This is a genomic window from Actinoplanes sp. HUAS TT8, from assembly GCF_051380535.1.
Lineage (GTDB): Bacteria > Actinomycetota > Actinomycetes > Mycobacteriales > Micromonosporaceae > Actinoplanes.
Map to the genome: position 1 here is coordinate 7,981,361 of NZ_CP195646.1, position 20,686 is coordinate 8,002,046.

The 20,686-nt window shown below is 72.0% G+C and carries 21 protein-coding genes; 8 read left to right on the plus strand and 13 right to left on the minus strand.

What is annotated here, in order from left to right:
* Positions 1–76 precede the first annotated feature (76 nt).
* Genes ACSHV8_RS35295 through ACSHV8_RS35315 form a run of 5 tightly spaced genes read right to left on the minus strand, consistent with a single transcriptional unit; the run spans position 77 to position 4,892 of the window.
* Positions 77–649 carry a hypothetical protein gene (locus tag ACSHV8_RS35295; protein ID WP_436522985.1) on the minus strand — a complete coding sequence of 191 codons (573 nt, stop codon included), beginning with the start codon at positions 647–649 and terminating at the stop codon, positions 77–79.
* 36 nt (positions 650–685) lie between these two features.
* Complete coding sequence (locus ACSHV8_RS35300; RefSeq protein WP_436522987.1) at positions 686–1,279, minus strand: GTP-binding protein; 594 nt, start codon at positions 1,277–1,279, stop codon at positions 686–688.
* A complete protein-coding gene (locus ACSHV8_RS35305; protein WP_436537066.1) occupies positions 1,260–1,610 on the minus strand; it encodes a DUF742 domain-containing protein in 351 nt (116 codons plus the stop codon). Before ACSHV8_RS35305 ends, ACSHV8_RS35300 begins: the two co-directional genes overlap by 20 nt.
* A 22-nt stretch (positions 1,611–1,632) precedes the next feature.
* Positions 1,633–2,055 (minus strand): roadblock/LC7 domain-containing protein, encoded by a 423-nt coding sequence (locus tag ACSHV8_RS35310; RefSeq protein WP_436522989.1) that lies wholly within the window; start codon positions 2,053–2,055, stop codon positions 1,633–1,635.
* Positions 2,055–4,892, minus strand: a complete 2,838-nt coding sequence (locus tag ACSHV8_RS35315; protein WP_436522991.1) for a nitrate- and nitrite sensing domain-containing protein — start codon at positions 4,890–4,892, stop codon at positions 2,055–2,057. Before ACSHV8_RS35315 ends, ACSHV8_RS35310 begins: the two co-directional genes overlap by 1 nt.
* A 345-nt stretch (positions 4,893–5,237) precedes the next feature.
* Here ACSHV8_RS35315 and ACSHV8_RS35320 point away from each other — a divergent pair, with 345 nt between their 5' ends.
* Together ACSHV8_RS35320 and ACSHV8_RS35325 are read left to right on the plus strand one after the other, a co-directional pair.
* Positions 5,238–5,915: a hypothetical protein gene (locus ACSHV8_RS35320; protein WP_436522993.1), complete on the plus strand. Its 678-nt coding sequence runs from the start codon at positions 5,238–5,240 to the stop codon at positions 5,913–5,915.
* 12 nt (positions 5,916–5,927) lie between these two features.
* Positions 5,928–6,962: a hypothetical protein gene (locus ACSHV8_RS35325; protein WP_436522995.1), complete on the plus strand. Its 1,035-nt coding sequence runs from the start codon at positions 5,928–5,930 to the stop codon at positions 6,960–6,962.
* A 106-nt stretch (positions 6,963–7,068) separates the two neighbouring features.
* Here ACSHV8_RS35325 and ACSHV8_RS35330 read toward each other — a convergent pair whose 3' ends face one another.
* The 3 genes from ACSHV8_RS35330 to ACSHV8_RS35340 form a co-directional block, all read right to left on the minus strand.
* Positions 7,069–7,566 carry a hypothetical protein gene (locus tag ACSHV8_RS35330; protein WP_436522997.1) on the minus strand — a complete coding sequence of 166 codons (498 nt, stop codon included), beginning with the start codon at positions 7,564–7,566 and terminating at the stop codon, positions 7,069–7,071.
* Positions 7,567–7,827: 261 nt separating this feature from the next.
* Positions 7,828–9,933, minus strand: coding sequence for a M48 family metalloprotease (locus ACSHV8_RS35335; RefSeq protein WP_436522999.1), 2,106 nt, complete (start codon positions 9,931–9,933; stop codon positions 7,828–7,830).
* Between the two features lie 105 nt (positions 9,934–10,038).
* Positions 10,039–11,457: a family 20 glycosylhydrolase gene (locus ACSHV8_RS35340; protein ID WP_436523001.1), complete on the minus strand. Its 1,419-nt coding sequence runs from the start codon at positions 11,455–11,457 to the stop codon at positions 10,039–10,041.
* Positions 11,458–11,494: 37 nt separating this feature from the next.
* Here ACSHV8_RS35340 and ACSHV8_RS35345 point away from each other — a divergent pair, with 37 nt between their 5' ends.
* Positions 11,495–12,016 carry a GNAT family N-acetyltransferase gene (locus ACSHV8_RS35345; protein ID WP_436523003.1) on the plus strand — a complete coding sequence of 174 codons (522 nt, stop codon included), beginning with the start codon at positions 11,495–11,497 and terminating at the stop codon, positions 12,014–12,016.
* 1 nt (position 12,017) lies between these two features.
* Here the strand turns inward: ACSHV8_RS35345 and ACSHV8_RS35350 are convergent, their stop codons facing one another.
* From ACSHV8_RS35350 to ACSHV8_RS35360, 3 genes are all read right to left on the minus strand, one after another.
* The gene (locus ACSHV8_RS35350; RefSeq protein ID WP_436523005.1) at positions 12,018–12,626 is read right to left on the minus strand and encodes a hypothetical protein; all 609 of its coding nucleotides are present in this window, start codon (positions 12,624–12,626) and stop codon (positions 12,018–12,020) included.
* A 5-nt stretch (positions 12,627–12,631) separates the two neighbouring features.
* Positions 12,632–13,129, minus strand: coding sequence for a sigma-70 family RNA polymerase sigma factor (locus ACSHV8_RS35355; protein ID WP_436523007.1), 498 nt, complete (start codon positions 13,127–13,129; stop codon positions 12,632–12,634).
* Positions 13,130–13,202: 73 nt separating this feature from the next.
* A complete protein-coding gene (locus ACSHV8_RS35360; RefSeq protein ID WP_436523009.1) occupies positions 13,203–14,045 on the minus strand; it encodes an LLM class flavin-dependent oxidoreductase in 843 nt (280 codons plus the stop codon).
* A 33-nt stretch (positions 14,046–14,078) separates the two neighbouring features.
* On the opposite strand from ACSHV8_RS35360, the gene ACSHV8_RS35365 reads away from it, so the two are divergent.
* A complete protein-coding gene (locus tag ACSHV8_RS35365; protein WP_436523011.1) occupies positions 14,079–14,315 on the plus strand; it encodes a hypothetical protein in 237 nt (78 codons plus the stop codon).
* A 109-nt stretch (positions 14,316–14,424) separates the two neighbouring features.
* Here the strand turns inward: ACSHV8_RS35365 and ACSHV8_RS35370 are convergent, their stop codons facing one another.
* The gene (locus ACSHV8_RS35370) at positions 14,425–15,381 is read right to left on the minus strand and encodes a helix-turn-helix transcriptional regulator (RefSeq protein WP_436523013.1); all 957 of its coding nucleotides are present in this window, start codon (positions 15,379–15,381) and stop codon (positions 14,425–14,427) included.
* Positions 15,382–15,445: 64 nt separating this feature from the next.
* Here ACSHV8_RS35370 and ACSHV8_RS35375 point away from each other — a divergent pair, with 64 nt between their 5' ends.
* The 4 genes from ACSHV8_RS35375 to ACSHV8_RS35390 all read left to right on the plus strand — a co-directional run bounded on the left by ACSHV8_RS35375 (position 15,446) and on the right by ACSHV8_RS35390 (position 19,816).
* A complete protein-coding gene (locus ACSHV8_RS35375) occupies positions 15,446–16,348 on the plus strand; it encodes an ABC transporter ATP-binding protein (RefSeq protein WP_436537068.1) in 903 nt (300 codons plus the stop codon).
* Between the two features lie 3 nt (positions 16,349–16,351).
* Positions 16,352–17,089, plus strand: coding sequence for an ABC transporter permease (locus ACSHV8_RS35380; RefSeq protein ID WP_436523015.1), 738 nt, complete (start codon positions 16,352–16,354; stop codon positions 17,087–17,089).
* 72 nt (positions 17,090–17,161) lie between these two features.
* Complete coding sequence (locus ACSHV8_RS35385; RefSeq protein ID WP_436523017.1) at positions 17,162–18,376, plus strand: magnesium and cobalt transport protein CorA; 1,215 nt, start codon at positions 17,162–17,164, stop codon at positions 18,374–18,376.
* A 192-nt stretch (positions 18,377–18,568) separates the two neighbouring features.
* Positions 18,569–19,816, plus strand: coding sequence for a hypothetical protein (locus ACSHV8_RS35390; protein ID WP_436523019.1), 1,248 nt, complete (start codon positions 18,569–18,571; stop codon positions 19,814–19,816).
* 77 nt (positions 19,817–19,893) lie between these two features.
* On the opposite strand, the gene ACSHV8_RS35395 is transcribed toward ACSHV8_RS35390, so the two are convergent.
* Positions 19,894–20,541, minus strand: coding sequence for a hypothetical protein (locus ACSHV8_RS35395; protein ID WP_436523021.1), 648 nt, complete (start codon positions 20,539–20,541; stop codon positions 19,894–19,896).
* Positions 20,542–20,686 lie beyond the last annotated feature (145 nt).

The window sequence follows — 20,686 nt, forward strand, 5'->3', positions numbered from 1 at the left end:
GAGTTTGCATCGTAGATCGTCGAAGTACAAGCTTCGCGCGGGAACTTACTTTCGGACCGGAAGTGATTCCGGACTCTCAGTCACTCTTGGACGAGAGCACTTCGGACACCAGGTCATGGACCTGCGCGGTCACCTTGGCCGGGTCGGTCTCGGTCACCCTGACCACGTTGGCCAGCGACCTTCCGTCATCGACAGTGGTCACAGCAATAAAATTGGTCCGCGGAAATTGGCCGGCCCATTGGGCCACTGCACCGGCCGGCGCCGGCCCGGCGGCGAGAACAACATCACACCCGCCGTTGACCAGGGTGGCGAGAAAGGACGACGCATTCTGCGCGGTCTGCGGCCCGTCGACCTCAAGGAAACTGACCTTGCCGCGGGTCTCGGTGGACGCCTGCTGCATGCCCGCCCAGACCGGGGCGGCACTCGCGTCGGTGGTGCCCTGGGCCGGGGTCAGCAGACACGCGGACGCCTCGGTGTAGACCCGGGAGCGTGGGTCCGGGCGCTCCTCGCCGGGCCAGAGCGCCCACGTCGTCAGCCCGGCCGCCACCAGAACGGCGGCGGCACCACCCAGCCACCACGACGGCCGGCCCGGAAGCCGTCGTCCGGAAGTCCGGTCGGTCGTCGCCGACCCCTGCAATCGCTTGTCCATACGTCCACCCAGCACCGGACGAGCGTACTCAGGCGATCAAGCCCGAACTCCGGCGTACTGACGACGGGCCACGTACTCCACCAGCTCGATCAGGACGTTGCGGGCGGCGACCTGGTCGCGGGCGTCGAAGAGCACAACCGGCACACCCGGGTCCAGGTCGAGGGCGCGGGACACCGCGTCCGGCCCGAAGCGGTGCTCCGAGTCGAAAGTGTTCACCGCGACGACGAACGGGGTTCCGCGCTGCTCGAAGTAGTCGATCGACGGGAAGCAGTCGGCCAGACGGCGGGTGTCGGCCAGCACGACCGCACCGAGCGCACCCTGCGACAGTTCATCCCAGAGGAACCAGAAACGGTCCTGCCCCGGGGTGCCGAACAGGTACAGCTGCAGGTCCTCGGTGATCGTGATCCGGCCGAAGTCCATGGTGACGGTGGTGGTGGTCTTACCCTCCACACCGGACACGTCGTCGGCGCCCTCGGCCCCGGTGAGGACTTCCTCGGTCTGCAACGGCCGGATCTCGCTGACCGAGCCGACCATCGTCGTCTTGCCCACGCCGAAGCCACCCGCGATGAGGATCTTCAGCGCCACGGGGATGCGCGAACCGTTGGCGCGGTCAGAGCGCACGGAGTCCATTGACAACCGCCTTGAGTACGTCGACGTCGTGCGGCTGAGTGGCCGCGGGAGGTTCGTACAGCGAGATGAGACCCGCAGAGCGTAGATCACCGAGGAGAACTCGGATCACGCCGATCGACAGGTCCAGGTGGGAGGCGAGCTCCACCACGGAGATCGGCTCCCAGGCGGCGGCCACGATGGCATGGTGCTCCGGCTGCAACTGGACGCCGGACGCCAGGTCCGGCACGGTCGCGACCACGAACGCGACCAGGTCGAAGTCGCCGCCGGACGGCGCGACACGGCCCTGGGTCATCGCGTACGGCCGGACCACCGGACCCGCGTCCTGGTCCATCCAGTCGTGATTCACGCGCGACTCATCGCAGCTTCTCAGGGGTCATGATGTCGCGCTCGGGGGCGCTCATCGTCTGCCCGACCCGGGTGACCAGCATCGCCATCTCGTACGCGATCAGGCCGAGGTCGGCGTCGGCCGAGGCCAGGACGGCCAGGCAGGCACCCTGTCCGGCCGCGGTGACGAAGAGGAACGCATCCTCCATCTCGACCACCGTCTGCCGGACCGCACCGGCCCCGAAATGCCGGCTCGCCCCCTTGGCCAGGCTCTGGAATCCGGCCGCCATCGCCGAAAGATGCTCGGCGTCCTCCCGGCTCATGGCGGCCGAGGCGCCCAGCATCAGGCCGTCCGCGGAAAGCACCACGGCCTGCTGTGCGGTCGGCACCCGCTCGACGAGGTCGTCGAGGAGCCAGGTGAGGTTCGCGCTCTGCTTCGTCGTCTGTGCCACTATGCGTCCTTCTCCGGCCTGTCTACTTCATTACCGCCGGGAACGTCGGCGCGGTCGCCGGCCGCATCACCGTCGCCCCCGGGTGCTGCCTTGTGGTTCCCGGCGCCCGATAGGTCGATCGCCGGGATGATGACGGTGGCCGACGGGTCGTCGGCGCCGCCGGTCGTACCGTCCTGCGCTGTCGCCCGGGAGGCCTGGATCCGGCCCCGCGTCGTGCCCAGCTGCAGTGCGCTCATCAGCGTACGGACCTGTTCCGGCGTACGTTCCGGCGCGGTGGACCGCTCCGGCTCGACCACCGGGTTGCGCAACTGCGGCGCCAGGCTGGCCTGCCGGACCCGCTTGGGCAGGCCGTCCGGGCCGAACTGCCCGGACGCCTCGTCGCCGGCGTCCGCATCGGACACCGGGCTCGTCCCGCCGCTCGGCGGCACCGGGGCCGGCGCGACGGGCATCGGCGCGGCCGAGGCCGGTGCGACCGGGGCCGGCGGCTCCGGGGTGGTGAACAGCGGGGCGGCCGAGGGCGGCATCACCGGCGCCGAGTTGCGCGGCACCGAGCGCGGGGCGCCCAGGGCGCCGGCCACGTCGTCGAGCCGGCTCGGGGTCGCCTCCGGTGGCAGCTCGGCCGGCGTCTCCGGACCGCGCCGGACCCGCTTGCGCTGGACCAGGCCGTCCGGGGTGAACCCGGACGCGACCGAGCTGGGCGCCGGGCCACTGGTCGGTGCCGGGCCGGCGGTCTCGGCCGGGCGGTGCCGGCCGTTGAGCGCCTCACCGGCGACCGCGGGCGCGGCCGAACCGTTCACCCGCTGCGCCGGGATCGCCGGGACCTGCTGCAGCTCACTGCCGCTCTTGTCGGCCCACTGCAGGGCGGCCAGGTCGGAGGCGCCGGACGCGGCCGGGGGCAGGCTGAAGCTGCCGGACGTCTCGCCGCGGCCCCGCGAACCGGCCGGGACGACCGGACCGGGCGCCTCGGTGACCAGATCGCCGGGGATCATCACGATCGCGGTGATCCCGCCGTACGGCGAAGCCGACAGCGACACCCGGATCCCGTGGCGGGTCGCGAGCTGGGCGACCACGAACAGGCCCAGGCGGGCGCTGTCGGCCGGGTCGAACTCGGGCGGCTCGGCCAGCCGCCGGTTGGCGATCTCGACGCCCTCCGGGGTCATGCCCAGACCGCGGTCCTCGACCTCGATCACGTAGCCGTTCGGCAGACCCTGGCCGGAGACCTGGACCCGGGTGTGCGGCGGGGAGAACGACGCGGCGTTCTCGATGAGCTCGGCCAGCAGGTGGATGACGTCACCGACCGACCGGCCGAGCAGCGCCGCCGAGGCCACCGCGCGGATGTCGACCCGCTTGTAGTCCTCGACCTCACTGATCGCGCCGCGGATCACGTCGATCACCGGGACCGGGTTGCGCCAGCCGCGGCCGGGCGCCGCACCGGCCAGGATGACCAGGTCCTCGGCGTGGCGCCGCATCCGCGTGGCCAGGTGGTCGACCCGGTACAGGTCCTCGAGCTCCTGCGGCTCGGTCTCGCGCCGCTCCATCCGGTCCAGCAGCGAGAGCTGGCGGTGCAGCAGTGTCTGGCTGCGCCGGGCGATGTTGAGGAACACCTCGTTGATGCCGCGCCGGACGTTCGCCTCGTCGACCGCGGACTGCACGGCGGTGCGCTGCACGTCGTTGAAGGCGTGCCCGAGCTGGCCGATCTCGTCCTGCCCGTACTCCAGCGGGGGTGTCTCGGCGTCGACGTCGACCGCCTCGCCGCGCTGCAGGCGCCGGACCACCGTGGGCAGCCGCTCGGCGGCCATCTCCAGGGCCTCGCGGCGCAGCTTGATCAGGCGGCCCACGATCGACCGGCCGACCCGCACCGACACCCAGATGGCCAGCACGAACGCGATCAGGCCGACGACGGCGGCGAGACCCAGCCAGAGGAACACGTTGACGGCCAGCGGGGTGGCGTCGGAGGCGACCTCGTCGACCGCGCGCAGCTCGAACGCCCGCAGGCCGGACGACACCTCGTCGTAGGTCGCCTGCCACTCGGAGCCGGAGACCGGTGGCGCACCACCGCTGTAGCTCTGGTCGATCAGCTGGTTCTGCATGATGTCCAGCTGGATGAAGGAGGAGCCGGTGATCAGGCGGGCGTAGTCGCCCTGCGCCTGCTGCGGCATGTCCCGCACACCGGTGCTCAGCAGGTACCGCGAGGTGGCGACGTTCTCGATCAGCTCGCCGCGGCTCTTCTGGTCGATCCGGCCGGCCGCGTTGGCGGCTGCCAGCAGCGCGTCGACCCGGCTCAGGTACTCCTGGCCGCGGTAGCCGGTGATCAGGCCACGGACCTCACGGTCGACCTTCTCGTGGAAGAAGACCGCGGCCGTCGCCGAGACGTCGAATCCGGCGTCCACCGCGTCGTTGTAAGCGGTCATCATGTTGAGCACGTCGACGTCGTGGGCGTCGACCCGGGCGCGGAGCTTCTCGACGGTGGCGAGGCCGGTCAGCATCGCGTCGGTCCGCGCCTTCAGGTCCTCGCTCATGTCCAGGCCCGGCAGGGCCGACCGGAATCCGTTGATCGCCTGGTCGGTGGCGGCGCGCTGGGTCGTCAGGTCGGCGGCCGGGGTCTTGCGGCCGGCCGAGAGATAGACCGCGGAGAAGTGCCGCTCACGCTGCAACTGCGCGATGAGCTGCAGGCCCGGGTCGCCCAGGCGGTGCACCGCGTCGCGCGCGTTGAGCAGGTCCATCGCCGGACCGGCGGTGGCGGCGGTCGCGAAGACCCAGAGCGCGAGGAGCGCGGCCAGTGGCACCGCGACCATCGCGATGATCTTCGATCTGATCGACCAGTTGCGGCTTCTCATCAAGCTCCGCCCGAGGGGGTTCGGCAGGGAACGGCGGCACGCCACCGGGCCCGGTGGCAAGCCGATCAGAAGTGGACGGCGGCGCCCCGGGTTGGATGCGCCTCGGAAGAATACGTAAAGACGTCCGTCACAGCTAGCTCTCGATCCATCGAAAACTTCCCTTCCACTACCTTTGTCCACCGGAGACGGGAGTTGATCTCCAGTTCAACGGCGTCGGAGTTGCGACAGTCCAGGTCAGCGGCGGGTGACGAGTCGCTCACCGAATGGTGCGGGTCCGTTTCCGCCGAACGGGATTGATGAACGGGTGTGAGTGGGAATACCTCCGACGGAAGAAGGAGGAAGCTGATGTCCGCCACCGCCACCATCGTCCTGATCATCGTCATCCTGCTGGTGCTCGGCGCGATCGCGTTCGCGCTCCCGGCCCTGCGCCGCCGCCGGCTCCAGCAGACGTTCGGTCCCGAGTACGACCGGGTGGTCGCCGACACCGGCAACCGCACCGAGGCCGAGCGCGAGCTGCAGGAACGCACCAAGCGGCACGCGCAGCTGGAACTCACGCCGCTGACCGCCGAGGCCCGGGCCAAGTACTCGGCCGCCTGGGAAGAGGTCCAGATCCGGTTCGTGGACAGCCCCAAGGAAGCCGTGGAGACCGCCGACGAACTGGTCACCCGCCTGATCACCGACCGCGGCTACCCGACCGGCGACTACGACGAGCACCTGGCCAACCTCTCCGTCGAACACGCCGCCACGCTGGAGCACTACCGGAACGCCCACGAGATCAGTCTTCGCAGTAAGAATGACGAAGCGGGCACCGAGGACCTGCGCCAGGCGCTGGTCCACTACCGGGCGCTCTTCGCCGACCTGCTCGGCGAGGACCCGGTGGCCGGCGCCGGCACCGTACCCGCACCGCGAACCACCACCGAGGACACCACCACCAGCACCACGACCACCGACCGGTCCGTGACCGGGACACCCGCCCCCGAACCCGGCGTCGCACCCTCCCGGCCCGACGCCACCAGCCGCTGAGGAGCACCCACGATGCGCTTCTTCTCCAACGAGGCCAAGGACAACGTCGAAGATCAGGACGTACGGACGGACGCCGTGCCGCAGCAGCGACCCGGCTCCCCGTGGGACGACCGTCCCGGAGCGAACGCCGAGCCCGCCGCGTTCGGGACACCCGCCCCGGAGGACACCTACCGGAGCACCGACGCCGACGACCGGACGGACGAGGACCGCGACCGTGTGGCCGAGGACCGCACGGTGACGCCGGCCGACGGCGTGACCGAGGACGACGAGCGGGCGCGGTCGAACGACGACACGGTCGCCTGGCCGGCCGGCGAGACCCCGGCCGCCCACGACGCCGACCGCGACCCGGACGTGGACGTGCCGCTGGACGACCACCGGGACACCGACGGCGACACGCCGGAGAACCGGGACGCGTTCGGGGACCCGGACGCGCTCGACGAGCGGGACCGGATCGACGAGCGGGAAACGGCCGAGGACGTGCACGTGCCCGTGCACCGGGCCGCCGAGGACGACGAGGCCGAGGTCGCCGAGGTGACGGAGGACCGCGGAACGTTCGACGACCCGCAGGTGGTGGACGTGGAGAAGGACGACGTGAAGGACGAACCGTTCGAGGCCGCACCCGTGGTCGCCGAGCCGGTCGACGCCTCCGCCGAGACCGAGCCGGTCGACGCTTCGACCGAGGCCGAGCCGGTCGTCGCCGAGCCCGTCGATGCCCCCGCCGAGGTCGAGGCCGAGCCGGTGGTGGCGGTGGCCGCCGTTCCCGAGCCGGCGACTACGGCCGCGGTCTCCGGGCCGGCGCCGTTCTTCCCCGAGTCGGACACGCAGCCGCTGCGCGACCGGTGGCGCGACATCCAGCTGCGCTTCGTCGACGACCCGAAGGCGACCACGGCCGAGGCGGCGACGCTGGTCGACGAGACGATCGAGAAGCTGACCGCCGCGCTGCGCGACCACAAGGGATCGCTGGCCGGGGGCGGTGACGACACCGAGGCGCTGCGCGTGGAGCTGCGGTCCTACCGGGACATCCTGGACCGGCTGCTCGGGCTCTGAGAGCTCACGTCGATCCGCAAAAAGAGGGAGCCCTCGCGGGCTCCCTCTTTCGCTGTCCGATCCCGGAGCCGGAGTCCCCGGCCCCTCGAGCTTTTCCGCCGGCCGGTCACGGCACCGAGGTGCTCGGCTCCTCCTGGCCGGCTTCCTCGTCGCCGGGGCCGTTGCCGGTCCCGTTGCCCGCCTCGCTGTCCGCCGACGGCGGGAGCGACGGGGAGGAATCGGTGGACGGCTCGACGCCGGGGACGGACGGCTCGACGCTCGGCGGCACGGACTCCGAGGGCGCGACGCTCACCGACGCCGACGGGCTGACCGCCACCGACGGCGCCACCGAGGCGCCGGCCGACGGCGACGGGCTGCTGCTTCTGCTGACGGTGGGCGTGGCCGAGGTCGGCAGGATCCACTCGATGGCCGGGCCGGTCGAATCCTCCGAGCCCGCGCCGAAACCACCCTGATCGGTCTGAGCAGCCGGCAACTGCTCCCTGATCGTGGCCGGCGGCGTGCCGACCGGCACGTCGTCATCACTGAGCTGCGCGCCCAGCCACAGTGCCGGGCCGAGCCCGACCGCGACGATGGCCCCGAACAGCGCCATCGGCCCCCGCTCCATGAGCGCCTCCCCTAACGGTCCCCCGCGATCGTCTCGCCTCGCATCGGGCCTGTGCTACCCAATTCGGGCGTACGCGAAGCCAACAACCGCTGAGGTCATTGTGACCCGAAGTGACGTCAGAGTTACTCATTCGTCGCGGAGGAGACTCGCGTTACATCCCGGCTTGTTTCCGGCCCCACTTTCGGACACGGATCAGGGGCGCGGGGAGTTCACACAGAGGTAGCGGGCGTACGCACCATCAGCGGAATCGGGCTTATCCCCTCAGCGGGTTCCGGCCAGGAAGGTGACCGCTTCCTCCCAGGCCGCCCAGCCGCCCGGAAGCTCGTCGGTGTCCAGCGACGAGCGGAGGGTGAGACTGCCGCCGTCCCGCAGACCGATCACCCAGCCGCGGCGACGGCCGGGAAGGGTGGTCACCGCGGCGACGTCGACGAAGGGGACGAATCGCCGGCCGTCGGCGGGAGCCTCCATCGTCGCCACCGCACCCCGGGATGTTTCCCGGCTTTCGTCGGCCTCAGAGCCGGCCGTGGCGCCGGTCTCCGCGGACCCGGCACCGCCGGTGTCGTCGGCTTTCCGGCCCGGAACCGACACCCCGCCGTCGGCGATCTGGTTGAGGCGCCGCTTGGCCTCCGGCCCCTTACCCCGAGACAGGCCCGGGACCAGCAGAAACCCGAGATCGGTGACGAGCAGATCGGTCCGCTCCCCGTCCGCCGACAGATTGATCAACCCGCCCAGCGCCTGCGCCCGCGCGGCCACCCCGTCCCCGCCCGGCGCGGCCAGGTTCACACCGATCTTGGCCAGGTACGCCCGGACCGCCTCGGCCTGCTCGGGGTCGGCCGCCGCGGCGGCCACATCGGTCAGGTTCAGGTACCGCCCGTCGGCCGCGACCAGCTCGGCCGTACCGGTCCAGCTGTGTCGCCATCGGGCGACGTCACTGCGCAGCGCGGCCAGGGCCAGCATCAGCGACAGCAGGTCGACGATCCGGTCGGCCGTCTCCTCCGGCGTCAGGCCGGGGAAGATCGTCGCCGCGGCGGTCCGGAGGCGGCCGTCCGCCGCCAGTTCCAGCACGCTTGCCGCATCCGGCACGGCGACTCCGACCGCCCGGGAGACCGTGGCCAGGGCGGCTTCCGCCTCGCGTTCCATCTCGGCGGTGCGGGCGACGCTCAGGAAGTCGTCCCAGCCGACCTCGGTGCGACCGCGCGACGGGAAGGCGACCGCCTGCAGCGCCCGCCCGAGTCCGGGCAGGTCAGGAACCAGCTCATCAGCCGCCGCCTCCGACGTTTCCGATTTGCCGGGATCCGAGGCTTTTGTCGCTTCTGACGTCGCCACGGCCGACTCGCTGCCGCTCTCCGACACCCCGGCGTCCGTCGACACCTCGGCCGAAGCCGGCACCCCAGAAGCCGGCACCCCAGAAGGCGACGTCGCGAGAGACGTCGTCACCGGCGGTGCCAGCGCGGCCAACCGCTCCACCAGCGGCGGATGCGTATCCCAGGCCCCACCCGGCTCCGCTCCCCGGGCCCGCAGGATCGCCACGTCCTCACCCCGAGCCGCGAGCACCCGCAGGAATCCCCCGAAAACGTCCTCCGGAACGTGTCCCGCCTGCCAGCCCGGCCCCACGTACTCCGCGTGGAACAACCGCTGCATCCCGGCCAGCACCGGCAGATCCCGCAACGCACCGGCCGCCGCGGCCACACCGGCGTGTTCGGCGGCGGCACGATCGGCGGCCATCTCCTGTGCCCGGCTGAAGGGGGCATCCCAACGACGATAAATTTCCCCGTACGCCCGGAAGACCGCCCCCGCCGGGTTCCGCCCGCGACCCCAGCGTGGGGCGAGGCGGCCGATCGCCACCCGGCCCCGGTAGGCCAGGGGCGCCCAGCGTCCGAGCCGGGCCGAGCCGTGCGCGAGTTCATGGGTCACCGCGGCCCGCAGCCGGCCGCTGTCCCAGGCCTGCAGCAGCGGCAGCCCGACGTAGAGGTCCCGGCGCCCGCCGAGCAGCCCGAGCGCCCGGGTCCGTTCGCCGACCACGACGGCCGCGTCGGCCACCACGATCAGCCCGGCCGGTGAGGACACTCCGGCCGCGGCCGACGCGCCGTCGACCAGGGCCCACAGTTCCGGGGCGTCGGCGCGGGGCACGGCGACCCCGGCCGGCACGCGGCGGCGGCCGTGCAGGGCACGCCAGGTCCCGTAGGCCAGCGCACCGAACGTGGCCAGGCTCAGCGGCACCCCGGCCCGCAGCGCCAGCTCGGCCGGCAGCAGTCTCAGCACGGTCCACAGCGCGCCCAGGACCACGATCAGCTGTAGTCCGGCCACGATCAGGAAGCCGGCCAGGGCGGCGGCCGATCTCGCCGCCGCTCGCGCGTCGTTGCTCAAGCCGCTCTCCTCCCACCCCGAAAACGGGCCCAGCCTAGGCGGTCCCACCTATCGGGTGACGCCACCGGCGTGTGGTGAGAAGTACGAACGCCGGGCCCGAGTCGATCAGGCCGACGGCCAGTCGATCTCGGGCGCGCGGAAGTACGACACCCCGGCCGCCTCCCAGCGCGGACCGAAAAGGGCCACCCGCTCGCGGAACGACTCCCAGTCCCGCCCGGCCCGCGGGGTCCAGCCGATCTCGGCCACCGCGGGCAGCCGGGGGAAGGTCAGGTACTGCACGTCGGCGACGCTGCGCAGGGTTTCCGACCAGAGCGGCGCGGCCACGCCGAGCAGCGATTCCTCGGTCACGCCGGCCAGGCGTTCGGCCGGGTCCCAGTCGTAGGCCCGCCGTACCGGTACGAGCCCGGCCCAGTCCAGCCCGAGGCGGGTGCCGGCGTCGTACTTCATGTCGAGGTAGGTCCGGTCGGCCGGCGACATGATCACGGACCGCCCGGCGGCGACCGCCGCGCCCACGCCCGCGTCCTGCTCCTCGGGCCGCCAGTACTGCACGACGGTGCCCTCGGGCAGGTCGGCCGCCGCGATCTCGTGCCAGCCGATCGCGCGCTTGCCATACTTGCCGGGCAGCGGCAGGACCCGGGCCAGGAACGCGCGGTAGTCCTCGGCCGTGGTGGAGAGGCACTCGTCGCCGCCGAGGTGCAGGTACGGCCCCGGGGTGGCGTCGGCCAGCGTCTTGAGCACGGTCTCGACGAAGGCGTACGTCTCCTCCTTGCCGGCCACCAGCGAGCTGTACCCGACCTCGGCGTCGGTGCGCGGCGCGACCGGCTGCCCGTCGGCGGTGAGTTCCGGGTAGGCCACCAGGGCGGCGTTCACATGCCCGGGCATGTCGATCTCGGGGACCACCGTGACGAACCGCTCGGCCGCGTAGGCCACCACGTCCGCGTAGTCGGCCAGGGTCAGGAAGCCCGGCCCCTCGCCGTCGCATCCGGTGCCCGGACCGCCGCCGATCTCGGTGAGCCGGGGCCAGCCCGGGATCTCCAGACGCCAGCCCTGATCGTCGGTGAGGTGCAGGTGCAGGTGATTGATCTTGAACTGGATCAGCAGGTCGAGGTGCGCCTTGATCTCGTCCACGGTGAAGAAGTGCCGGGCCAGGTCCAGCATCGCCCCCCGGTACGCGAAGCGCGGCCGGTCCTCGATCACCCCACCCGGCAGTACGCCGTCACCGGCACCCAGTTGCACCAGCGTCTGCACGCCCCAGAACAGTCCGGCCCGCTCGGCCGCCCGCACCGTCACCCCGGTCGCGGTGATCTCCAGCCGGTAACCCTCGGCTCCGAGCGCGTCGGCGTCGCTCCGTTCGAGGCGGATCTCTCCACTGTCGGCAGAGACGTCCACGAGGGCCCCGGAGAGCACCGCGGCGCCGGCTCGCGCCAGGGCCTCGGGAGTGATCGCAAAGGTCACGGCCGGTTCCGGAACTACCAGGGCGGGGGCCGGGATGACATCGCCGAGCCGCTTCGTCTGAGGGCGCACTCTGAAGACTCTAAACTGTTTCGCTATGGCGATAACTGTGCGTCACGCCACCCATGGCGACGAGCAACCTTTACACGCCCTCGCGACACTTACCTTCGGGTTAGCCTGCCCACCGGGCACCACAAAGGCTGACATCGATCATTTTATCGCCGCGAATCTGTCGGCCGAACGATTCGCCGGCTACCTCGCCGACCCGGCCCGGATCGTGCTGCTGGCCTCCGGCGACGACGGTCCGGTGGGTTATTCGATGCTGGTCCGCGGCCCGATCGCCGACCCGGACGTGGCCGCCGTGGTCGACGCGGACACCAGCATCGAGTTGAGCAAGTTCTACGTCCTGTCCGACCGGCACGGCTCGGGCATCGCGCACACGCTGATGACCGCCACGCTGGCCGAGGCGGCCGCGACCGGTGCGGACTCGTGCTGGCTGGGCGTGAACCAGCAGAACGTGCGGGCGGCCAGGTTCTACACCAAGCACGACTTCGCGATCATCGGCGTGAAGCGTTTCCTGGTCGGCTCGGAGTGGCACGACGACCACATCCGCCTGCGCAAACTCCCCTAGGTCACTTGAGCAGGGTGCAGGGCACGGGATCGCCCTGGACCAGACCCATCTGGACGACCCGCGCCGGGGTGCCGGTGTCGCTGACCTCGTCGAAGATGACGAAGTGCAGGCTGGTGCCTGCGGGCATCGCCATCGGTCGGATGGTGAAGACGCGTTCTTCGCCGTCCGGACCCGGGCGCTCGGCCGTTATGACGTCGTTGAGCTGCGGCAGCGCGGGCTGTCGGTCCTCGCAGCCCACGATGCGAGCATCCGCACCGATCTTCTTGAACTCGACGAGCGCCGGAATGCCGGCCTTCTTCAACGCCGCGGTCAACTCCTCGGGGTGAGCCAGCTGCCGGATCGTCAGGACGACCGAGCCGTCCGGGACGGTGTCGACCGACCAGGCCGCCAGCTCGATCGAGGACGGCGGCTTCGGGGCCGGGCCGGACCGCAGGGCCGGCGCCACCCCGGCGGCCAGGGCCACGGCCAGGCCCACGGCGGCGACCGCCGTGACCCCCCGGCGTCGCCGGCGCAGTTTCCGGCCCCGGGCGGCGATGTCCGGCAGCGAGCGCCGCATGTGCACCGGCTCGAACTCGTCGCGCACCAGGGTGTACAGGTCGTCACTGCTCACGGCGGTCACTCCTTCTCGGTGACGGGGGTCAGATTCGCGCGCAGCGTGCGGGTCGCCCGGGCGAGATGGGCGGTGACCGTGCCGGGGGCGATCCCCAGCGTGCGCGCGGTGGTCTCGCTGTCGAGGTCCAGGAAGATCCGCAGCACGACGACCTGCCGCTGCCGGGCGGGCAGCAGCTTGAGAGCCGCCATGATGCGGCGGTCGGGCACCGCCCCGCCCGGATCGGCGCCCGGGTCGGGCCGGTCGGACCACTCCGTCGCCGGAGCCTCCCGGCGGCGGCGACGCCACCAGGAGACGTGCAGGTTGAGCGCGGTGCGGACAACCCAGGCGGGCGGCGCCGGGTGGTGCGCGACCTTCGTCCACGACGCCCACGCGCGGGCGAAGGCCTCGGCCACCAGTTCCTCGGCCGCCTGCCGGCTGCCGACCACCGCCGCCACGGCTCGCAGGCAGTCGTCCCGGGCGCTCTCGTAGAAGCTGGCGAAGTCCGCCGACCCACGTTCCATACCCGTGTTACGCCCGGCGGCCGTCATCCACTTACCGGCGTGAAGGGATTCGTCACCATGACGCCACAACCGGTCAGGCGACCAGGGCCTGCACCTGCTCGGCGACGAAGCGCACGTAGCCCTCGGGGTCGGGCTCGCCGTACATCGGCTGGAGGATGACCTTGGTGGCGCCGGCCGTCGCGTAGGCCCGCACGGCCGCGGCGATCTCCTCGGCGTCCCCGGCCACGCCCGGCTCGTCCGGCCCGACCTGCTCCCGGTGGAGGCGCAGGCGTTCCCGCGCGCCCGGCCCGAACGCGGCCGACATGAACACCACGATCTCGTGCGGGCCGTCGGCGGCGATCAGCCGTTTCGCCTCGGCGACACCGGCGACCGTGGTCGCCCCGGTCAGGATCGTGCCGTCGCCGACCTGGCCGGCCAGGGCCAGCGTCTTCGGCCCGGTGGCGCCGATCAGCAGCGGCGGTGCCGCGGCGGGCGGCCAGTCCAGCGTCACCGCGTCGAGCCGCACGTAACGCCCGTCGGTGCTCACGGTCTCACCCCGCAGCAGGGCGCGCAGGGCCGTCGCATGCTCCCTGAGCAGCGTCAACGGGGAGGCCGGGCGGGCGCCGACCTGGGCCATCCAGTCCTGCACGCCGTGGCCGATGCCGGGAATCACGCGGTCGCCGGAGAGCCGGGCCAGGGTGGCGATCTCCATGGCGCCGAGCGCCACGTTGCGGAACGGCACGGGCATGATCCCGATGCCGACCCGCAGCCGCTCGGTGACCGCGAGCGCGGCCGCGGCGGCCGCGACGCCGCCGCTCAGGAAGCAGTCCTCCCAGAGCCAGAGCTCGGCCAGCCCGGCCTCGTCCGCCGCCCGGGCGACGTCGGGCAGCCGCTCCGGCGGGTTGTAGGGGAGGTAGATCGCGCCAAGGGTCGTCATGCCCGCCATTCTGGTCGCACCCCCCGACAAGAAATGCCGACAAGGGGGCCGACGCCGGAAGGCGACGAGACCGGCGGGACCACGGATCTGGCGGAGACCACGCCGGTGACGATCAACGGCCGTCCGGCCACTCTGGACCGGGCCGAGGAGGTCTGGGTCGTCAACGGCGGCCGGCTGCCCGACGGGTCGGCGTTCCGGTTGACCGTCCCGCGATCGTTCACGGCCGATCAGGTGCTGCAATTGGCGCGGTCGGTACGCCGTACCAAATAATCGGGGTTCTTCTTGTGGCCGACGCCCCGAAAGTGACGCGAAAGTGTCGCACCCACCGGCTAACTTCATTGATGCGGACCGACGCCACGGGGGTGTCGGTCCGTCCAGATCAGACGGACGTCCCGCGCAGCAGGCTCTCCCCCGCCGCCCGGGCACGTTCGCGCAGCTCAGCCGGGGATTCGATGGTGAAGGGCGCGCCCAGCACGCCCAGCACCATCACCGGCCAGCCGAGGTCGTCGACGTTCATCCGGAGCCGGCAGACGCCATCGGCGACCGGTTCGACGGTCCCCCAGTGGCCGGTCGACTCGGCGATCCGCTCGGCGCTCGCCTCGACGAGCACCGAGACCTCGTAGCGGTTGGGGATCGCCCGGATCCGCGACCGCAGCCAGGCCACCGGGTCGCCGCCGGGGATCTCCCGCGGGCGGAAGCGCGCGCCGGTCAGCGCCGGGCCGGCGATCCGGTCGACCCGGAAGTTGCGCCAGTCGGCGCGGTCGAGGTCCCAGGCCAGCAGGTACCACTTGCGGCCGAGCGGGACCAGCCGGTGCGGCTCGGCGTGCCGGTGGCTGAGCGCGCCCTCGCGCGGCGTGTAGTCGAAGCGCAGCCGCTCCTCGGCCCGGGTGGCCATCGCGATCGTGGTCAGCACCCCGGCGTCCAGTACCGGCCCGCCGCCGAGGACGCCGGGGCTGGTCACCGCCTGCAGCGCGTCGATGCGGCGGCGCAGCCGGGGCGGGAGCAGCTGGATCACCTTGGCCAGGGCCCGCACCGACGTCTCCTCGAACCCGGCGACCGCCCCGGCGGCGGCGGTGCGCAGGCCGACCGCGATCGCCACCGCCTCCTCGTCGTCGAGCAGCAGCGGCGGCACCGCGGCCCCGGCCTGCAGCTGGTAGCCACCGGCCACACCGCGGCTGGCGTCGACCGGATAGCCCAGCTCGCGCAGCCGGTCGACGTCGCGCCGCAGGGTGCGCGGGGAGACTTCGAGGCGGTCGGCCAGCTCGGAGCCGGGCCAGTAGCGGTGGGTCTGCAACAGGGAGAGCAGGCGCAGCATCCGGGCACTCGTGTTCGCCATGGCTCCAGAATCCCTCCGATTGCGGCCAGGAGCTGACCGCAAAAGAACCTAGCGTCGAAGCATGATGATTGCGACGCGAGAACTGACGAAGCGGTTCAAGAGCGTTACCGCGGTCGACGGCATCACCCTGGACGTGGCCGACGGCGAACTCGTCGCCCTGCTCGGCCCGAACGGCGCCGGCAAGTCCACCACGCTGCGCATGCTCACCACGCTGATCCCGCCGACCTCGGGCAGCGCCGAGGTGGCCGGGCTGGACGTGGTCACCCGGCAACGCGACGTGCGCCGCCGGATCGGCTACATCGGGCAGGGCAACGGCGCCGGGCACAGTCAGCGCGGGCGCGACGAGCTGATCAGCCAGGGCCGGGCCTATGGCCTCCCGGTGCGCCAGGCCCGCGCCCGCGCCGGCGAGCTGATCGACTCGCTCGGGCTGGGCGAGGTCGCCGACCGGACCGTCTCCACGCTCTCCGGCGGCCAGCGCCGCCGCCTGGACATCGCCATGGGCCTGATCCACGCGCCCGAGCTGCTCTTTCTCGACGAGCCGTCGACCGGGCTGGACCCGCAGAACCGGGCCAATCTGCAGGAGCACATCGTCCGGCTGCGCCGCGAGCACGGCACCACGATCGTGCTGACCACGCACTACCTGGAGGAGGCCGACTCGATGGCCGAGCGGGTCATCGTGATCGACCACGGGAAGCTCATCGCCGACGACAGCCCGGAGCGCCTGAAGGCCAAGCACGTCGGTGACCGGGTGATCCTCGGCTTCGGCTCCGAGGAGGAGGCGGCCCGCGTCCGAGAGGGTGTCCGGGAGGGCACCCGGGTGGTGATCACGACCGAGGACGGGCCCCGGCTGGTGCCGACCCTGCTGGATCTGCGGCCGCTCACCGTCGAGGTGATCCGGCCGACCCTGGACGACGTCTTCCTCACCCTGACCGGCCGCAGCCTGCGCGAAGAAACCCCGGAGGCCTGAAGAATGAGCTCGATCGTCACCGACACCCGGGTCGTGTTCAGCCGGGAACTGCGCCCGGTGCTGCGCAGCCCGTTCTCGATCGTCTTCTCGATGGTGCAGCCGCTGTTCTTCCTGGCGCTCTACGCCCCTCTGCTGCCCGACGGCACGGCCCTGCAGTGGTTCGTGCCCGGGATCATCGTGATGTCCTGCCTGTTCGGCACGTCGATGACCGGCTCGAACCTGCTCTACGAGATCCAGACCGGCTCGCACGAGCGGATGCTGGTCACCCCGTTGCGCCGCCCGGCGCTGCTGATCGGGCGGGCGCTCAAGGAGATCGTCCCGATGCTGGCCCAGGCCGTGCTGATCGTGGTCGTGTGCCTGCCGTTCGGGTTCCGGCTGCACCCGCTCGGGGCGCTGCTCGGTCTGCTGATGCTGGCCGGTTTCTGCGTGGGGCTGGGCGCGTTGTCGTACACGCTGGCGCTGGCCTCGAAGAACCAGGAGTGGCTGTTCTGGACCGTGCAGCAGACCCTGCTCTTCCCGTTGCTGCTTCTGGCCGGGGTGCTCCTGCCGATCGGTGACGGCCCGGCGTGGTTGCGGTTCCTTTCCAAGATCAACCCGATGACGTACGTCGTGAACGCCGAACGCGGTCTGTTCGACGGCCACGTCTGGGCCCCGGCGACGGGGTACGGCCTGATCGCCGCCGCCGGCGTGGGTCTGCTCGGATTGCTGGCCGGTGTACGGGCGATGCAGCGCTCCGATTGACGCGCGGGCCCGCTACCTTCTTAAATCGCGACTCAACGAGTCGGGCGAGGCGGAGAGGTGGCGGGCAGGCGCATGCTCGGTCGGCGGCGTCGGGACGACGACGAGTTCGTCCTACCCGGTTTCGAGGAAGACGGCTGGCATCCCGAGTCGAGCGACGAGCGGGCCCGGGTCGGCTCCCGATGGCGCGCCCGGCGGCGTGCCCTGCCCGGCCCGTTCCGCCAGTTGCTGGACGGGTTGATCCGTCCACCGGCGACCGCCACGACGGTGCGCCGCGGCAACCCGGACGCGGTGGTGGACTGCGCGGTCTACGCCGGTGGCACGCGACGGGCCGAGCCGGGGCAGGCGCGGCAGATGCCGTACGCGGAAGCCGCCCGTCTTGCTCGTCGCCGCCGCAACGCGTTCGTCTGGCTCGGCCTGCACGAGCCCGACCAGCCCACCATGAACGCCGTCGCCGAGATCTTCGGCCTGCACGAGTTGGTCGCCGAGCAGGCCACCAGCGGCGGGCACCGGCCCGGGGTGGAGACCGCCGGCGACGTGACCCGGCTGGTGCTGCGGGCCGCCCGCTACGTCGAGCACGACCGGCTGACCGACACCTCCGAGGTGGTCGAGACCGGCGACATCACGGTGCTGATCGGCCCGTGGTTCGCGATCACGGTCCGGCACGGCCCGGTCGGCCCGCTCTGGCAGGTCCGTCAGGAGCTGGAGAAACGCCCTGAGGTGCTGCGGCACGGGCCGTGGGCGGTGGCCTACGCGGTCGGCAGCCGCCTGGTCGACAACTACCTGGACGTCGCCGGGCACGTCGAGCGCGACCTGGAGCGCCTGGAGGAGGAGTCCTTCGCGGCCACCCGCAGCACCGGCATCGCCCACATCTACCAGCTGAAACGGGAGATGGTGGAGTTCAAGCGGGCGGTCCTGCCGCTGGCCGAGCCGCTGGCCCGCCTGCTGGAGGACGGCCAGGTGCCGGCCGGGTTGAAGCCGTACCTGATCGACGTGCGCGGGCGGCTGAGCCGGGCCGTGGACCGGGTGGCCGGCTTCGACGACCTGCTCAACTCGATCCTGCAGGCCCGCCTGGCGCAGATCTCGATCGACCAGAACGACGACATGCGCAAGATCGCCGCCTGGGCCGCGATCGCCGCGGTGCCGACGGTCATCGCCGGCATCTACGGCATGAACTTCGATGTCATCCCCGGCCTGGGCTCGCGGTACGGCTTCGACGGCACGATCGCCGCGATGGCGGTGCTCTGCGGCGGCCTCTACTGGCGGCTGAAACGGACCGGCTGGCTCTGATCACCTTCAGTGATCGCGACCAAGGTCACAGTTGAACTCCATTTAGGAGTCCACGCGTCTGGATACTCTCAGGATCAGCCGATCGGACCGGTTTCCACACCGGACGGTGACCCGGATCGGTCACCTTCGCCCCTAGCCCGCGACCACGGCGAGTGACTAGGTTCCGGGTTGTTTGATCTTTGGGGGAGAACCATGTCCAGCATCAGCCTGACCCTGCGCGAGCGTGCCTGGCTGCCGCTGGAACAGATCCGCACGGTCGGCCCGCTGACCGGGATCACCGCGGCCCGGGTCCGGGACGCGTTCATCGGTCTGCACCGGGCCGACCCGGGGCACCGCGCGGTCGCCCGGCTGGACCGGACGGCCGCGGCCTGGGAGGAACTGGACGAGGCCGGGTTCGCGGCCCACGTCCAGGGGGCGGTGACCGACCTCGGTCCGGGGCCGCTGGACTTCGAGGCGATGACCCGGCGGCTGCAGGACGAGCCGGCCGACGATCATCCCGTACGGATCCTGGTCGGTGGCGGCTACGTGGCGCTCAGGGTCTCCCGGGCGTACGGCGACGCCGAGCCGGTCAACGCCCTGCTCCGCGAGCTGGTCCGGGCCGCCTGGGCGGGTCGCCCGGCCGAGCTGGTCCCGTTCACCCCGCACCGCTGGGCGCTGCCGAAGGCATGGATGAAGCAGGTCGGCATGCGTCCGAGCCGCTGGCGCGACGGGCTCGGGGTGCACCACCGGCCGCCGCGCCGCACGCCGGGCCCGACCCGCCCGTGGCAGCCCGCCCTGGTCGCCTGCTCGGTCCGCTCGACCCGGGTGCTCGGCGAGATGCGGGTCTGGCGCGACGAGCACGCTCCGGGCGCCACCGCCTCGGCCATCGCGTTCGCCGCGTTCACCGCGGCCCTGATCGAGCTGGGGTTGCAGCCGGACCTGAGCGGCGGCGTGTTCCTGGCCGACGCGCGCTGGCACCTGGGCCAGGCGGCCGGGGTGGACGGCAACTTCTCGGCCGGTTCGTACCTGTCGCCGGAGAGCCTGACCCATCCGGCGCCGATCGACCGGACGCTCACCGCCGAGCTGGCCGGCGGCCGGATCCTGACCTCGATGCTGCGGCGTGAGGGGCGGCTGCTGCTGACCCGGGCGCCGCGCCGCCCGGAGCCGTACCCGGACCAGGTCGCGATCGAGCCCCGCCCGCGGCTGGTCTTCGACGACCAGGGACGGCACGACCTGCTCGGTGACCTGCCGTGGGGCGTGGACCCGGCGGGCCGGGTGAACCAGAACGTGCCGGCCTACTGCGAGCCCGAGGGGATCGTGCTGGCGATCAGCGAGATGGACGGGGTGCTGCACCTGGACGCGGCGTTCCACGCCACGACCTACGACCCGCGGGTCGTGCAGCGGGCCCTGGATCTGGTCTGCAGCGACCCGGCCGGCCTGATCATGGCCGGCGCCCGCTGAGCGGGATCACCTGACGAACGGAAAGGCGCACGGCCGGGGGGAAGCCGGCCGTGCGCCCTTTTTCATCCGGGATCAGGTCAGTGGTGACCGCTGCCCTGCCCCGGCCCACCGTGGCCCGGGCCGCCCGGCTGCTGACCGCCCGGGCCGCCGGGCTGAGAGCCGCCGGGGTGGGCGCCGCCCTGGTGCGGGGTGCCGGGCTGGTCGTGGCCGGGCATGCCCGGGTTGGTGGGCCCGCCGGGGTGTCCGGTTCCGGGACCGCCCGGACCGCCTTGACCCCCCGGCGGAGTGGAACGCACGACCGGCAGCGTGAGCGCGGTGGTGCGCGTCTGGGTACGGGCCCGCAGCCCGCAGTCGTTGTAGGACACAGTCGCCCAGAGCTTGGCCGCGCCACCGGGCACGTAGTCCGTGGTGACCCGGATCCGGGTGACGTCCGGGCGCCGCGGGGAGAGCCCGCGGCCGGTCAGGAAGCCGGCGGCGCGACGGTTGCCCAGGTATTCCACCCGGACCCGCTCGCCGCGGACCTGGACCTGCGCGTCACAGACCGGCCGGTCGGTCCGCCAGGCGATGTCGACCCAGGTGGGCACGTTGGCCCGGATCGGCTTGAGCCAGCTGCTGACCGGCTCGGGGCCCCGGGGTGCCGCCGCGAGGGCGGGTGCCGCCGCGGCCGTCGCCAGCCCGGCCGCTGCAGTGGCCAGCGCGAACGTCGTTCCGATTCGCCGACTCATGTGCATTTCGAATCCTCCGATGCCCTCTGTTCGCCGGTCCGTCAGTAGCGCGGTCCGACGAAAGGGACAATATGGGAATTGAGTACCTTACTGTCCGGATTTGCCCGCGTTTTTCGGAGGGGAAACGTGATTTGGACAAAGCGGC